Here is a 16,387-nt window from a genome sequence, read left to right as displayed (position 1 = left end):
ACTCCGACACCCGCACCGGCGCCAACTCCGACACCCGCACCGGCGCCAACTCCGACACCCGCACCGGCGCCAACTCCGACACCCGCACCGGCGCCAACTCCGACACCCGCACCGGCGCCAACTCCGACACCCGCACCGGCGCCAACTCCGACACCCGCACCGGCGCCAACTCCTACTCCCGCGCCGATTCCTACTGAGACTCCGACACCCACACCGGAACCGACTCCGACACCCACACCGGAACCGACTCCGACTCCCACACCGGAACCGACTCCGACACCCACACCGGAACCGACTCCGACACCGCCGATACCGGAACCGACTCCGACACCGCCGATACCGGAACCGACTCCGACTCCAACTCCGGCCTCGGATGCTGACCCGCTCGATAGCCTCAACGCCCCGCAACTCGACTCTGCCACCATCACCCCCAACCCCGTCCAAGAAACTATCAACGGCGGCAACGATGCCGATTTCATCATGGGCGGTGGCATCAACGAGTCGATTAACGGACTTGTCGGCAACGATATTCTTTACGGTATGGGTGGCAATGACAACATTGACGGCGGTGCAGATAACGACTCAATCTTCGGCAATGGAGGCAGCGATGTCATCTCTGGCGACGCTGGCAACGATACCATCTACGCTGGCAAGGATAATGACACTGTTGTTGGTGGTGATGGCGACGACTTGTTGAGGGGAGATTTAGGCAATGATACAGTTGCCGGCGGCGTTGGCAACGACAGCATTTTCGGTGGCAAAGATGACGATATCTTGCTGGGTGAAGATGGGGACGACTACATTTTAGGCAACTTAGGAAATGACACAATTAATGCCGGAAACGGCAACGATATTGCCTTTGGCAATGAAGGTGCAGACCTGATTTTTGGCGAGGAGGGAAATGACACGCTTTACGGTGGCAAAGAAAACGACAGTCTCGATGGCGGTGAGGGCAATGACTTACTCTTCGGTGGCAATGACAACGATGTGCTCTGTGGCGACATCGGTAACGATACCATCTACGGCGGCAAAGGTAATGATATTCTCAGCGGTGGTGCTGGGGACGATTTCCTTTCCGGGGATGTTGGGGACGATACATTGACTGGAGGTTCGGGAAATGATGTGTTTTTCCTCAATCAAAGTTTGGGTAGCGACATCATTAATGATTTCCGCAAGGGAGAGGATTTAATTGGGTTGAATTCTGGTTTGAGTTTTAATCAACTCAGTATTACTTCCAGCAACAATCAAACTTTGATTACTGTGACGGATACCAATCAATTGTTGGCGAAGTTTAACAATATTACCCCCGGTATTCTCACCGCTAGCGATTTCACTCAGGTAACAATCTAACGGGAGCATCTCATATTTGTAAAAACACTTCTTCTGGCTCCTTCCTTCTTCCTCTTTTCTCCTGGCTCCTGACTCCTGACTCCTAACTCCAATTTTGGGCTTGGCTGCTTTCATTGAGATGCTCCCAATCTAACTGCCTGGGGTAGGGTTCGCTATAAGCACCCAGCCCGCTTAGAAGTGGTGAAGAAAGCTCTCAAACTCCAGAAATTTGGTGGATGACGTTAGCAGCCCGCCCCTAGGGGGGCTACGCCAACGAATAGGATCGATCTGATTCTTTATCAACTGCGATCGGTAATAAATCTTGTTTATTGCCGATCGCCCACACCTAGAATGAGGTACATCCGTCTATTGCACTCCTGAGCTGGCTAGGGATAAGCAGCGCCCGAATAAAGCAAGCTTTATCAACAACTAAATTCCCAATTTGTGGGAGGTTTTAGCAGCTAGAAAAAGAACTTAAATTAATCAAGTTTTTAAAGAATTTTCCTGGTTTTCTCTAATGTGAACGTATCAGGTACTAGCTAGAGCAATAGTCAGCAATTTGGAACTCCAGAAAAGTTTTTTAGAATTTCCCCTGACCCAGGCTACCAAATGGTTTGATGCACTAATTAGCTCGCTAAGGGTATGCATGGCCAATCTACATAGAGAGGTGTCCGTGCCGGACTATTTACATTACCTCCTCTGCCGTTAATTGCTAAAAAAATCGCAATTTTCACCCAGCTTAAACTGATTAGGGAGACAAGTCTCGGATTTCACTTAGGGAGAAAATTAAAGTTTTCCCTAAATTTTAATCTTCCCGATGGATCGCCGAGGTTTTAATCCTGCCTACTGCCTTCTGCATCTCTAGCCTTCTGCTTTCAAGGTGAATCTACCAGCAAATAGTAAACATTCTCATGGGTATGCGAAATGAGTTCAACTTTTGCCACCAACATGGATTCACAATCTGTTCTCCGCAAAGCTGTTTCTAAATCTATTGTCTTCATAGATTCCCAGTTAGATGACTATCAAACTCTCGCGGATGGCGTGCTTGCCGGTGCAGAAATAATCATTTTAGATAAAAATGGTAACGGAGTCGAGCAAATTACTGCGAAACTGCAAACAATTTCTGCTGCTGGGGAAACTGTAGACCAAGTTCACATTTTTTCTCACGGCAATTCTGGCAGTTTGCAGCTAGGTTCTGCAACGCTGACTTCGGATAATTTGCCGCAATATGAAAGCCAGTTGCAAGGGTGGCGAAATGCCCTAAGCGACAAGGCGGATCTTGTGCTTTACGGTTGCGATGTGGCGGCGGGTTCGGGAAGCGATTTTGTCGATCGCCTGGGCGAGTTAACTGGGGCTGATATTGCGGCATCTAGCGACCGCACTGGCCGCGGTGGTAACTGGAATTTGGAGTTTGCCAAGGGTGATATTGAAGCACCGCTAGCCTTGACTCCAGAAGCAATGGTTGATTATCAAGGAACTTTAAAGACTATTACCGTTACTAACACTAATGATAGCGGGCCCGGTTCCTTGAGAAATGCGATCGCCTCCGCAGCAGCCGACGATACCATTCAATTTGAATCGAGTCTTGCCAGCAAAACAATTACTCTCACTTCCGGTCAACTTGTTATAAACAAAAACTTGACAATTGATGCAGTTGGTGCAGCCAATTTAACCATCAGCGGCAACAATACTTCGCGGGTAATCCGCACAGAAAGTGCAACAAATGTTACTCTCAAAAACCTGATTATTGCCAACGGCAAAGTTTCTGGAACAGATCCGAATAATGAGACAACTAGCGCCGGTGGTGGCATTCAAACAGGAGGTGGCAGCACTTTAACTTTAGAAAATAGCCAAGTCAATAATAATGTTGCCGGTTTTGGTGGCGGCATTTACACGGGTTTCCGCAGCACGACGACTGTAATTAACAGCAAGTTTAGCGGCAATGACGGTTCGCTAGCGGATAATACCGAACGCGGTGGCGGTGCGATCGCCACTAAAAGCGGCGGTGTTCTGACTATCAGAGATAGCGAATTTACCAACAACAAAGGCAGCTACGGCGGAGCTGTTAATAACCTGTTGGGCAGCATGACGATCGAAAACTCTAAATTCACCGGCAACCGCACAGAGAAAGGCGTTGGCGGGGCAGTTTACGTCGATGGCGCTAATGCTTCCGGGCCGAATGCAACCCCCGGCCCAGTTGCCGGAACTATTGCTATCCGCAACAGCGTTTTTGATGGCAATATCGGAGCCAGAGAAGGAGGAGCGGGATTTTTATTTGGCTATTTTCAAGATAAGATTGTTTTGGAAAATAGCACTTTTATTAACAATAAAGCTGTTAAGGATTTAGCAGGAGTTGGAGGTTCTGGAGGCGCAATCCGTCACGGAAATACGGATCTTACGGTAACAAACTCTACTTTTGCGAATAACCAAGCTGAAGATAATGGGGGCGGTTTGTGGTCAGGAGAGAATGGAAATATCAGCATTGTCAACAGTACATTTTCCGGCAACAGCGCTGCTAAGCAGGGCGGAGGAATGGTTGTCGCTAACAGAGATTCCTTTTCGACTAACATCGTCAATTCGACTTTTGCTAAGAATACCGCTGAATTTTCGGGAGGTATTGCTACTTTTAACGATCCGGTAAAATCGCCAATTACTGTCAAGAATTCGATTTTTGATAGGAATACGGCAAGTAATTCTTTTAAAACTAGGCAGCACACTGGACGGGAGCTCATCGATGGGGGAAACAATCTTCAATTTCCCGCTAAACTGACGACCGGAGATCCTAATGATAGTAATGTTACGGCAAATGTGAGGATCGCAGACCCCTTACTCGGCCCTTTGGAAAATATTAACGGCGCTTTTGTGTTGCCACTGCTAGTAGGAAGTCCGGCAATTGATACTGGTACTGGTGCGGGGGCGCCGGCTGCTGATCAGCGCGGTGTGAGTCGCCCTCAAGATGGTGATAATAACGGAAGTGCGATCGTTGATATTGGCGCTTATGAATTTAACCCTACAGTCACGCCGACTCCAACTCCGACGCCGACTCCAACTCCCACTCCCACTCCCACGCCCACTCCCACTCCCACGCCCACTCCCACTCCCACGCCCACTCCCACTCCCACTCCGACGCCTACACCCGAACCGACACCCACGCCTACACCCGAACCGACACCCACGCCCACCCCAACTCCGGCGGTAGATGATTGCCTACTCGATAGCCTCAACGCCCCGCAACTAGATCCTGCCACCATCACCCCCAACCCCGTCCAACAAACTATCAACGGCGGCGACACTACCGATTTCATAATGGGCGGTGGCATCAACGACTCAATTAACGGACAAGCCGGCAACGATACTCTCTACGGCATGGCCGGCAATGACAACATTGACGGCGCAGCAGATAACGACTCAATCTTCGGCAATGAAGGCAGCGATTTCATCTCTGGCAGCGCTGGCAACGATACCATCTACGCTGGCAAGGATAATGACACTGTTGTTGGTGGTGATGGCGACGACTTGTTGAGGGGAGATTTAGGCAATGATACAGTTGCCGGCGGCGTTGGTAACGACAGCATTTTCGGTGGCAAAGATGACGATATCTTGCTGGGTGAAGAGGGGGACGACTACATTTTAGGCAACTTAGGAAATGACACAATTAATGCCGGAAACGGCAACGATATTGCCTTTGGCAATGAAGGTGCAGACCTGATTTTTGGCGAGGAGGGAAATGACACGCTTTACGGAGGCCAAGAAAACGGCAGTCTCGATGGCGGTGAGGGCAACGACTTGCTGTTTGGTGGCAATGAAAACGATGTGCTTTGCGGCGACATCGGTAACGATACCATCTACGGCGGCAAAGGTAACGATCTTCTCAGCGGTGGCAGCGGTTCCGATTTCCTTTCCGGGGAGCTTGGGGACGATACATTGACTGGTGGTTCGGGAAATGATGTATTTGTCCTCAGTCAAAGCATGGGTAGCGACATCATTAATGATTTTCGCAAGGGAGAGGATTTAATTGGGTTGAATCCGGGTTTGAGTTTCAATCAACTCAGTATTACTTCCAGCAACAATCAAACTTTGATTACTGTGACGAATACCAATCAATTGTTGGCGAAGCTTAACAATATTACCCCCGGTATTCTCGCCGCTAGCGATTTCATTACTCTGTAGTTATTATAATTAAATCCGGTTTGTCTATACCCTCGCTCGTGCTGCGTATCCTTCGGCGGTTGAAACCAGGGAAACCACGGGGGGATTGCCCCTACAAAAACGAAGTCCGCCTCTGCCGACTGAGAGATAAAGGGAGTAGTTAAGCCGGGTTTGTTATTATACTATATTTCAATAAAAAGTAGCCAAGCATGATAAATATTCTCTAATCTGCTGATGCTCTAGCCACACATATTAATCTATTATTCCTAATCAAGCGGACTTGATATTATTCGGTTTTAATACGATCGCACAAATGTCTATCCTCCTCCTTCACTTCGGCATTCGTCCGCAGGTAATCTCGCACGCGATCGCACGCATAACCTAATAAATCCAGGTTGAGAATTCGCGGTACATTCCACAGAATCAGGGTGTTATCGTCACCGACGGAAGCGACAAACTTTCCATCAGAACTGTACGCCACTCCCCTAATTGCCGCAGTGTGACCCCTAAGCGTCGTCAGTTCCGTACCGTCTAGCTTCCATAACTTCACCGTGTTGTCTACGCCGCCAGAAGCGATAATTTGACCGTCGGGACTAAACGCCACTCCCCACACTGCTGCTGTGTGACCTGAAAGCGTTCTGAGTAATTTACCGTCAATTGTCCAAAGCTTAACGGTTTTGTCTCCACTGCTAGAAGCGATGATATTACCTTGACGGTTAAAAGCAAGTCTCCAAACTGCCGCAGTGTGACCTCGGAAAGTTCTCACCAAACTACCGTCAAGCTTCCACAACTTTACAGTACCGTCTCCCCCGGCGGAGGCAACTAACTGACCGTCGGGACTAAATGCTACCTGCCAAACAGGAGCGTGATGTCCGGTCATGGTATGCAATAATGTACCGTCGCGCCGCCAAAGCTTAATTGTCTTATCTAGACTTCCCGTAGCAATAATTTGAGCGTCTGGACTGAAAGCGACTGTAAAGACGGTAGCTTGATGACCTGTTAAAGTTGCGATCGCTTCCCCATTTCGATCCCAAATATTCACCTTATTATCGTTTCTGGTAGCAGCAATTAACTTGCCATCCGCACTGTTAGCAACACCAACACCATAGAGTACGAAGTTCTTTCCAGTGAAAGTCGCCAAACATTTGCCTTCCCGACTCCAAAGTTTAACTGTACCGTCCTCGCTACAAGTAGTGATCGTAGAACTATCAGCACTGATATCGATTCCCCAAATTGCACCTTTATGGGCAGTAATAGTTGTCTGTAAGGGATTTTGACTTTCCCACAATCTGACGGTGTTTTCTGCACCCGCCGAAGCAATATAGCTGCCGTCGCGACTCCAAGCTACATCCCAAATCGACGCGCTGTGACCGCTGAAGGTAGTCAGTTCTGGGCCGTCAATATGCCAAATTTTGATAGTTTTATCCCGACTAGCCGAGACGATTTTTTGGCCGTCGGGACTAAACGCCACTGAAGATACGACAGCAGTATGACCTACAAGCGTCCTGAGCAAAGTACCATCAAGCTTCCAAAGTTTTATGGTTTTGTCTCCACTTGTTGATGCAATTATTTTGCCATCGGGACTAAACGCCACCGAAGATACGACAGCAGTATGACCTACAAGCGTCCTCAGCAAAGTACCGTCAAGATTCCAAAGTTTTATGGTTTTGTCTCCACTTGTTGATGCAATTATTTTGCCATCGGGACTAAATGCCACTGAAGTTGGGGTACCACCAGTACGAGCTGGGAAAGTTTTTAATAAAGTACCGTCTAACTTCCAGAGTTTCACAGTGTTATCCTGACTTGCAGAGGCAATTATTTGACCGTCAGGACTAAAAGCAACTCCCCACACGGCAAGACTGTGGCCCGGAAGAGTTTTCAGCAAAGTGCCGTCTAACTTCCAGATTTTTACGCTATTATCGTCACCTCCAGAAGCAATTAGCTGACCGTTGGGGCTAAATTTGACTCTGCGAACGAGTGCTTGATGACCTTTGAGGGTGGCAATTTCCGTTCCATCTCGCCGCCAAAGTTTAACGGTTTTATCTACGCTTGCCGAGGCAATTAGCTTGCTGTCAGGACTGATATCGACTGTCATCACAGCCGCTTGATGCCCGAAAAAACGGTTGTATTCATCTGCTTGATAAACAGCTTGCCTGAGTGCATTTCCAAGTGTGCGATCGATGCTGGCATCTGCCAATCCTAATCTTTGTAATTTTCGTTTAGCTTTGATGGCTTCTATCAGGGCGTCTAATCTTTGGTTTGAGGCAAACAATCCCTCAGAAGAGGATACTAGCGCTCGAATTTCACTAATTCTGGCTTGACGTTCGCTTTCTGTTACACGCCGATACTGAAAATAAGTTATTACTCCTAATCCGCAGGCAAGAATAAATGCTGCGCTGACTGCAAACAGCAATATTTTTTGGCGTTTTGCAGCTTCTTTTTCTTGAATTAATCGTCTTTGTTCTTCTTTTAATCGCGCTTCTACTTCTTTAGTTCGTTCTGCCTCTAGAATCAGTTGGAATTCTTTGCTATCGAGTTCTTGACTGGCTGCGATATACTGATAATCCAAGTCACTCAAGCTTTTTCCCTGCGCCCAAGTTTGGGCATCTTTTAAAGCTTGTCCTCGCAACAGTCGCGAATAATCTGTTTGTTTTGATGCCAACCAAGCATCAAATACTTGGGAGTAGGGGCGCAGTTTCCCTAATTGCTTTTCTACCCAGTCGAGATTAAATACTTCTCGATAAATGCGGTTTTTTACCTGTAAACAACCTTGCTGTTTGATAACTAATCCCGATAGCAATAGTTCAATTTGCTCTCCACAGTCGTCTGTAGGTACTTCTACACCTTGTAATATTTGCTGGTAAATTCCGAGCAATCTTCCGGCGCGTTGTTCGTTGCGAAGAATGCGATCGCGGATGGTTTTCAAATGCTCCGGTTCGTCTTGGGATTCCCAGTTGTCGATGATGTGCGATCGCACTATCGATTCCACAAAAAATTCCTCTGTTCCAGGTGGTATTTTTAAATGGCCGTTACGAGATTCTCCTACCGTTTTTACTAGCAAATCGCAGATTTTTTGAGTTAAGAATGGTTGCCCTTCTGTCCGAGTTAAGATTTCTTTGAGAATTGCTTGCGGATTATTGACTACATTTTCTAATCCTGGGGCTAGGGGCTGTGCTTCTGCTAAACTAAATCCTGACAAATCGATCGCCACTCCGATATTAAAAGGTGTCCGATTTTTATCGGCGATTAAATCGCTGGGTGTAGCTACTCCGAAAATTGCGAAAGTAATGCGGCTATATTCGGGATTGATAGCTCGTTGATTGTAGCAGAAACGAATCAAGGCGAAAAAATCATCTACCGGAAAATCTAAACTTAAAATACTATCAATCTCATCCACAAATATAATAATTCGATTTTTCGCAAATCCGGTTAATAAAATATCTTCAATAAACAGACTCAATCTTTGCAGGAGAGAAACTTCTTCTTGTTCTTTCCACCAAGTTTTAAAATTAAGTTTTCCTAATAAATTAAAGCTGCGCCACAAATCACCAACGATTCCTTTGTACCATTGTAAAGGAGTAATGTTTTCGCTGCCGATGCGGGTCATGTCGATCGCGCTACATTGAAACCCTTCGGCTTGCAGTCGGTGCAGGGTGCGAACGAGAAGGGAAGATTTGCCCATTTGCCGGGAATTGAGAACGTAGCAAAACTCGCCAGCTTTTAAGGCTTGATAAAGTTCGATATCTGCTTGTCGTTGGACGTATGTAGGCGCATCATTTGTGAGACTACCACCAATTTGGTAAGAGTAATTTTTCATAATTGATAGTTCATGGTTTCGGATAATTTAACGATCGCCCACGGCATCGCACAAATGTCTATCTTCCTCTTTCACATCAGCATTTGTTCGCAAATAATCTCGCACGCGATCGCAAGCATAAGCCAGTTCATCGAGTTTGAGAATCCGCTCCACATCCCACAGAATGATTGTGCGATCGTCCCCAACAGAAGCAATCTGTTTGCCATCGGGACTAAACGCAACTCCCCAAACGTTCCCTTCATGTCCAGTTAGCGTCGTTATTTCTGTCCCGTCGGTTTTCCAGAGTTTGAGTGCGCCAGTTGAGCCTCCCGCCACCAGTATTTGACCGTCAGGACTGAAATCAACAGCCATCATGCCTCTAGTATTTCCCTTGATGGTTTTGAGCAACGTGCCATCGATCGTCCAGAGTTTAATCGTGTCATCCATGCTGGCAGTTGCCAAAGTGCGACCATCTGGACTGATAGCCACTTCCCAAACCCCACTGCCATGACCTTTCAAAGTCTTGGAAAAGCGACCGTCCACATTCCACAACCGAACTGTACCATCTGCACTGACGGAAACGAGCCTCTTTCCGTCGGGGGTAAAGTCCACATCGTAAACCCTAGCTTGATGCCCTTGGAACGTTCTCAGTAAAGTACCGTCCTCGTTCCACAGTTTTACTGTTTTATCGTCGCTGCCAGAAGCCAGTAGCTGACCATCTGGACTTGCGGAGATGTCCCAAACTCCCGCCCCATGCCCTGTTATGGTTTTCAGTAACGTCCCATCGAACTGCCAGAATTTAATAGTTTTATCTGTACTGGTGGCAGCAAGGATAGGCGCGATCGCTTCTTTGGCAAAGCTGGCACGAGAGAGGAAAGCAACGGAGTAAACGGCAGCTTTGTATCCGTCAAACGACTTTAGCAACGTACCGTCTTGTGCCCACACTTTGAAGCTGCGATCTGCACTAGCTGAAGCGAGCATCTGACCTTCGGCGTTGAAATCCACATCCAAAATCGTGCCGCGATGCCCGTGCAGGACTTTCGAGAAGGGATTTGTCGGATTCCAGACTCGAGCGGTATTGTCATCGCTGGCGGAAACTAGGAGTTGACTGTGGGGAATAAAGGTCACGCCGCGAATTCCAGATTGATGCCCTTTGAGGACTTTCAACAGCGTCCCGTCTGGCTTCCAAAGGCGAACGGTTTGGTCGGCGCTAGCAGAAGCAATCATATCTCCTGCGTTGCTGACAGCGACTTCAAACACATCCCCACTATGGCCGCTGAGAGTTCTGAGCAGCGTTCCGTCGGGTTGCCAAAGTTTAACAGTGTCAGCGCTGGTAGAGACGATGATAGGACGTTTTGTTCCGCTCTTGTCGGCAAGTAAGGCAAACTCAACATCCACAACGACGGCACTTTGCTCTTCCAGGGTTCGCACCAGTCTGCCATCTAAAGTCCAAACCTTGACCGTACCATCTAAGCTGCCAGAGGCGAGCAAATTTCCATCTGGACTAAAGGCAACACCCCAAACCCCATCTTGATGTCCTCTCAGAGTCTCAATCAGTTTGCCATCAACACTCCACAGGCGAATGGTTCTGTCTTCACTGGCGGAGGCGATGCGTTGGCCATCTGGACTGACGGCGATCGCCCAAATCACTGCCCTGTGTCCCTGAAAGGTTTTGAGAAGCTTACCTTTCCGACTCCACAGATAAATGTTGCCGTCCAAGCTGGATGTCACTAGGCGCTGGTTGTCGGGACTAAAACGGAGAGCGAACACGGTACCCTTGTGCTGGAGGGTTTGGCGCAGGGTGCCATCAGGCTGCCAAAGCTTGACTGTTCGGTCGCTGCTGCCGGTGGCGATGAGTTGACCGTCTGGACTAGCATCAACTGCCAGAACTGGGCTGAGATGCCCCGACAGGCGATTGAATTCTGCCGTTCCATAGATGGCTTGTTGCAGCACTTGCCGAACTTGAGATTGCAAGTGGGGGCTGGAATTAGCAAGATTGTCGAGTCTGCGCCTTGCTGTGATGGCGCTCCGTAGGGCTTCTAATCGTTGTTGGGAGGCGAATTGCCCGGAGGATGAGGAGGTGAGGGCTTGAATTTCGCTGGTGGCGGCCTGATGATATTGCCAGAGGGCGAGTATGGCGGATGCGATCGCAATTATCAGTGCTCCACTCAGCGCTCCAATAAACCTCCGCTGTCGCTTCGCTGTCTCTCGCTCTAAAACTAACCGCTTGCGTTCTTCTGCCAGTCGGGCTTCAACTTCTCTGACCCTCGCTGCTTCCAGCGTTTGCTGAACTTCCAGCCTGTCTAATTCACCAGAAGCGGCTAAAAAGTGATAGTCCAAATCGCTCAAACTTTTTCCCTGCGCCCAGTAGGAAGCGTCTTTTAGCGCTTGTCCGCGCAACAGTCGCGATTCATCCTGTTGTTTTGAAGCGATCCAAGCATTGAAAGCTTGGGAGTAAGGGCGCAGTTGCCCTAACTGTTTTTCTACCCATTCCAGGTTAAAGACTTCTTGATAAATTGGGTTTCTTACCTTCAACAAACCTTGTTGTTTTACTACCAAACCCGATAGCAGCAGTTCGATCTGCTCTCGACTATCATCCGCTCCAATTTCACTCCCTTGTAAGAGCTGCTGATAGATGCCTAAGCTACGTCCCGTGCGTTGCTCGTTGCGAACGAGGCGATCGCGGATGGTCTTTAAATGCTCGGGTTCATCTTGCGATTCCCATTTATTGATAATATTTTTTCTCACCAAGGCTTCCACAAAAAATCCTTCTGTTCCCGGTGGTATTTTTAAATCACCCCTGTGGGCTGACCGCGCCATTTTTACCACTAATTCACATATTTTTTGCGTTAAAAATGGCTGTCCTCCCGTCCAATATAAGATTTCTTTGAGAACTGCCTGCGGATTGGCTATGAGCTTTTCTAACCCTTTCGCTAATGGTTGCGCTTCTTCTAAGCTAAATCCTGACAAATCGATCGCTTGTCCTATATTAAAAGGTGTCCGATTTTTATCTGCGATTAAATCGCTGGGTGTAGCTACTCCGAAAAGGGCGAAGGTAATTCGATTGTATTCTGGATTAATGGCGCGTTGGTTGTAACAATAACGAATCAAGGCAAAAAAATCATCGACGGGAAAATCTAAACTTAAAATGCTATCAATCTCATCGACAAATATAATAATTCGCTCCTCCGCAAATTTCTCTAATAATATCTCTTCAATAAATTGACTCAATCTTTGCAGGAGAGAAACTTCTTCTTGTTCTTGCCACCAGGTTTTTAAATTGACTTTTCCTACAAGATGGAAACTGCGCCACAAATCGCCAACGATTCCTTTGTACCACTGTAAGGGAGTAATGTTTTCGCTACCGATGCGGGTCATGTCAATGGTACTGCACTGAAACCCTTCGGCTTGCAATCGATGGAAGGTGCGAACGAGAAGGGAAGATTTGCCCATTTGCCGGGAGTTGAGAACGTAGCAAAACTCGCCTCGTTTTAAGGCATCATAAAGTTCGATATCTGCTTGCCGTTCGACATAGGTAGGCGCATCAGTTGTGAGACTGCCACCAATTTGGTAAGAGTAATCTTTCATAATTGATAGTTCATGGTTTCGGATAATTTAGCGATCGCCCACTCGATCGCACAAATGTCTATCTTCCTCCTTGACATCGGCATTTGTTCGCAAATAATTTCCGACCCAATCGCATCCATACTTAAGAAGGCTATTGGGCTGCAAAACTTTATCTAAATTCCACAGGATAACAGTTCCGTCGTTACTAGCCGAGGCAAGGGTGTTACCATCTGAGCTAAATGCGATGTGTTCGACCGTAGCAGTATGCCCGTTGAGGGTGATTAGCAATGTACCGTCGAGTTTCCAGAGTTTCACAGTGCGATCGCCAGAAGATGAGGCAATTATCTGACCGTTTGGGCTAAATTTCACATCCCAAACTGTCGAAGTATGCGCTGTTAGGGTTTTTATTAATGTGCCATCACTCTTCCAGAGTTTGACGGTGTTATCCGTTGAAGCGGAAGCGATCGTTTTGTCATTCGGGCTAAAGTCCACACCAAGAACTGCTCCTGTGTGTCCCTTCAGCGTGGTTAACAACTGCCCGGAGGAGTTCCAAACTTTCACTGCATTGCCATCAATACATCCTGAAGCCATCATCCGACCGTCTGGGCTGAACGCGAAGCGCCTTGTTAGCTCGCATCCAGCAATAGTTTTGAGTAGGTTTCCCTGTCGGTTCCAGAGTTTGAGCGTTCCATCCCAACTGGCAGAAGCAATAGTTTTTCCGTCGGGACTAAAGGCGACACTTTCAATTTTTTCAGTGTGTCCCGTCAACGTGTTTACCAAAGTTCCATCAATACTCCAGAGTTTGATGGTGTTGTCTTGGCTCGCCGAGACAATTGTATTACCATCAGGACTAAAGGCCAGACCTCTGACCTCAGCCCTGTGTCCCTTGAGAATTTTCAGTAAGTTTCCTCGGTTATCCCAGAGGTTGAGACTGCCATTTCGGTTGCCTGTGACGATCGTTTTATTAACAGGACTGACTGCTAGACCCGTCACCTGTGGGCCTTGGCGCAGGATCGTTAAAAATGGCATTCCCTCGGGTCGCCACAGCTTGACAGTACCATCTGTATTAGCAGAAGCAATGATTTTACCATCCGGGCTATAGGTCACTCCCCGGCTTTCACCGTCATGTCCCATCAAAGTTGCAAACAGCGTACCGTCCTTGCGCCAGAGTTTAACGGTGGCATTTTGACCGACTGAGACAAAGGTTTTACTATCTGGACTAAAGGCGATGTCGAAGCCGATTCCTGGATCTGCATTCAAAGTGGCTAACAGCGTACCATTCGATCGCCACAACTTAATCGTGCCGTCTCCATCAAAAGAGCCAAAGATTTGTCTGTCGGGACTGAAGGCAATGCTAACAATATGAGCCAGATGTCCAGTTAAGGTTTTTAATACCGTGCCATCCAAGTTCCGAAGTGTGACAATTTTATCGTTTCCTCCTGAAGCAAGGACTTTACCATCGGGACTGAAGGCAATTGCATAGATGGCGTGAGACTCTTTGAAGGTTTTTAGTAGTGTCCCATCTCGTTTCCAAAGGTTAATTTTGCGATCGAGGCCCGCTGAGGCAATCAGTTGTCCATCCGGGCTAAATACAACGCCAATCGCCCCCCATTGATGATTCTTGAGGGTTCGTAGGAGTAGTGCCTTTGTGCGTGCCTTGCGATCCAATTGCCAAAGTTTGACTGTACCATCTGCACTGGCGGAAGCGAGGAGGGAATTGTCAGGGCTGAAGGCTACTCCCCAAACTCTATCGGTGTGTCCTAAAAGTGTTTGTAGTTCAGTCCCGTCTGGTTTCCAGAGTTTGACTGCACCATCTAGGCTGGCTGTTGCAATTAGTTGACCGTCTGGGCTAAAGGCGACGCCATGAACCCCTTTGCTGAAGTTGGATAGGCGGTTGAACTCGATCGCACCGTACACGGCTTTTTGCAGAGCGAGATCGACTAAGTTGTTCACTTCGGTATCGGCAGTACCGAGTTGCCGCAGTTTTTGTTTTGCTTTGATGGCTTGGATGAGTGCCTCCAGTCTTTGGCCCGAGACAAATAAGGCTTCAGAGGAGGTAGCGATCGCTTCTACCTCACTCAATGTAGCTCGACGATATTGCCAATAAGCTGCTGTTCCTAAACCGAGAGCGAGCGCTAATGCCGTGCTAAGTCCAGCAATAAACCACTTTTGCCGTCTGGCATTTTTTTCTACTTCTTTTAACCTTTCTGCTTCTAAAGTCAGTTGCATTTCGTGCTTGTCGAGTTCGGCGCTAGCTGCTAAAAACTGATAGTCTAAATCGCTCAAACTTTTTCCCTGCATCCAGATTTGAGCATCTTTTAAGGCTTGTCCCCTCAAAAGGCGCGAATCATCTGTTTGTTTGGCAGCGATCCAAGCATCGAAAGATTGGGAGTAAGGACGCAGTTGCCCTAATTGTTTCTCTACCCATTCTCTATTAAATACTTCTTGATAAATTTTGTTTTTTACCTGCAAATACCCTTGCTTTTTTATCACTAAACCCGATAGCAATAGTTCGATTTGTTCTCGGCTGTCATCGGTTGGTATTTCGACATTTTGTAATATTTGCTGGTAAATGCTGAGCAATCTTCCGGCACGTTGTTCGTCACGGAGGAGGCGATCGCGTATCGTTTTCAGATGCTCCGGTTCGTCCTGCGATTCCCATTTATTTAGGATTTGCGATCGCACCAGCGATTCGACAAAAAATCCCTCTGTTCCCGGTGGAATTTTTAAATCACCGCTGTGGGCTGACCCCGCCATTTTTACTACTAATTCACATATTTTTTGCGTTAAAAATGGCTGTCCTCCAGTCCAAACTAAGATTTCTTTGAGAACTGCTTGCGGATTGACTATGACATTTTCTAGCCCTGTCGCTAATGGTTGCGCTTCTTCTAAGCTAAATCCTGACAAATCAATCGCCACTCCGATATTAAAAGGTGTGCGATTTTTATCGGCGATTAAATCGCTGGGTGTAGCTACTCCGAAAATCGCGAAGGTAATGCGGTTGTATTCGGGATTGATAGCTCGTTGATTGTAGCAGAAACGAATCAAGGCGAAAAAATCATCTACGGCAAAATCTAAACTTAAAATACTATCAATCTCATCGACAAATATAAAAATTTGATCCTCCGCAAATCTGGTCAATAAAATCTCTTCAATAAACAGACTCAATCTTTGCAAGAGAGAAACTTCTTCTTGTTCTTTCCACCAAGTTTTTAAATTAACTTGTCCTAATAACTTAAAGCTGCGCCACAAATCCCCAACGATTCCTTTATACCACTGTAAAGGAGTAATGTTTTCGCTGCCGATGCGGGTCATGTCGATCGTACTGCACTGAAACCCTTCGGCTTGCAGTCGGTGCAGGGTGCGAACGAGAAGGGAAGATTTGCCCATTTGCCGGGAATTGAGAACGTAGCAAAACTCGCCAGCTTTTAAGGCTTGATAAAGTTCGATATCTGCTTGTCGTTGGACATAGGTAGGCGCATCAGTTGTGAGACTGCCACCAATTTGGTAAGAGTAATCTTTCATAATTGATATTTAATTGTTTTG

At 47.3% G+C, this 16,387-nt stretch carries 5 protein-coding genes; 2 read left to right on the top strand and 3 right to left on the bottom strand.

Annotation, left to right across the window (positions count from 1 at the left end):
- On the top strand, positions 1–1,350 hold a 1,350-nt coding region (locus QUB77_RS26090; RefSeq protein ID WP_333296131.1), incomplete at its 5' end, for a calcium-binding protein.
- Between the two features lie 903 nt (positions 1,351–2,253).
- Complete coding sequence (locus QUB77_RS26085) at positions 2,254–5,499, top strand: DUF4347 domain-containing protein (protein ID WP_333178730.1); 3,246 nt, start codon at positions 2,254–2,256, stop codon at positions 5,497–5,499.
- Positions 5,500–5,764: 265 nt separating this feature from the next.
- Here QUB77_RS26085 and QUB77_RS26080 read toward each other — a convergent pair whose 3' ends face one another.
- The 3 genes from QUB77_RS26080 to QUB77_RS26070 are packed head-to-tail and all read right to left on the bottom strand — an operon-like array spanning position 5,765 to position 16,366.
- A complete protein-coding gene (locus QUB77_RS26080) occupies positions 5,765–9,295 on the bottom strand; it encodes a WD40 domain-containing protein (RefSeq protein WP_333178733.1) in 3,531 nt (1,176 codons plus the stop codon).
- Between the two features lie 27 nt (positions 9,296–9,322).
- A complete protein-coding gene (locus QUB77_RS26075) occupies positions 9,323–12,862 on the bottom strand; it encodes an AAA-like domain-containing protein (RefSeq protein ID WP_333178736.1) in 3,540 nt (1,179 codons plus the stop codon).
- Between the two features lie 27 nt (positions 12,863–12,889).
- On the bottom strand, positions 12,890–16,366 hold the full coding sequence (locus QUB77_RS26070) for a WD40 domain-containing protein (RefSeq protein ID WP_333178738.1): 3,477 nt from the start codon (positions 16,364–16,366) through the stop codon (positions 12,890–12,892).
- Between the last annotated feature and the right edge of the window lie 21 nt (positions 16,367–16,387).

Source organism: Microcoleus sp. AT9b-C3 (assembly GCF_036705485.1).
Classification (GTDB): domain Bacteria; phylum Cyanobacteriota; class Cyanobacteriia; order Cyanobacteriales; family Microcoleaceae; genus Microcoleus.
This window is presented reverse-complemented; position numbering and strand designations above follow the sequence as displayed.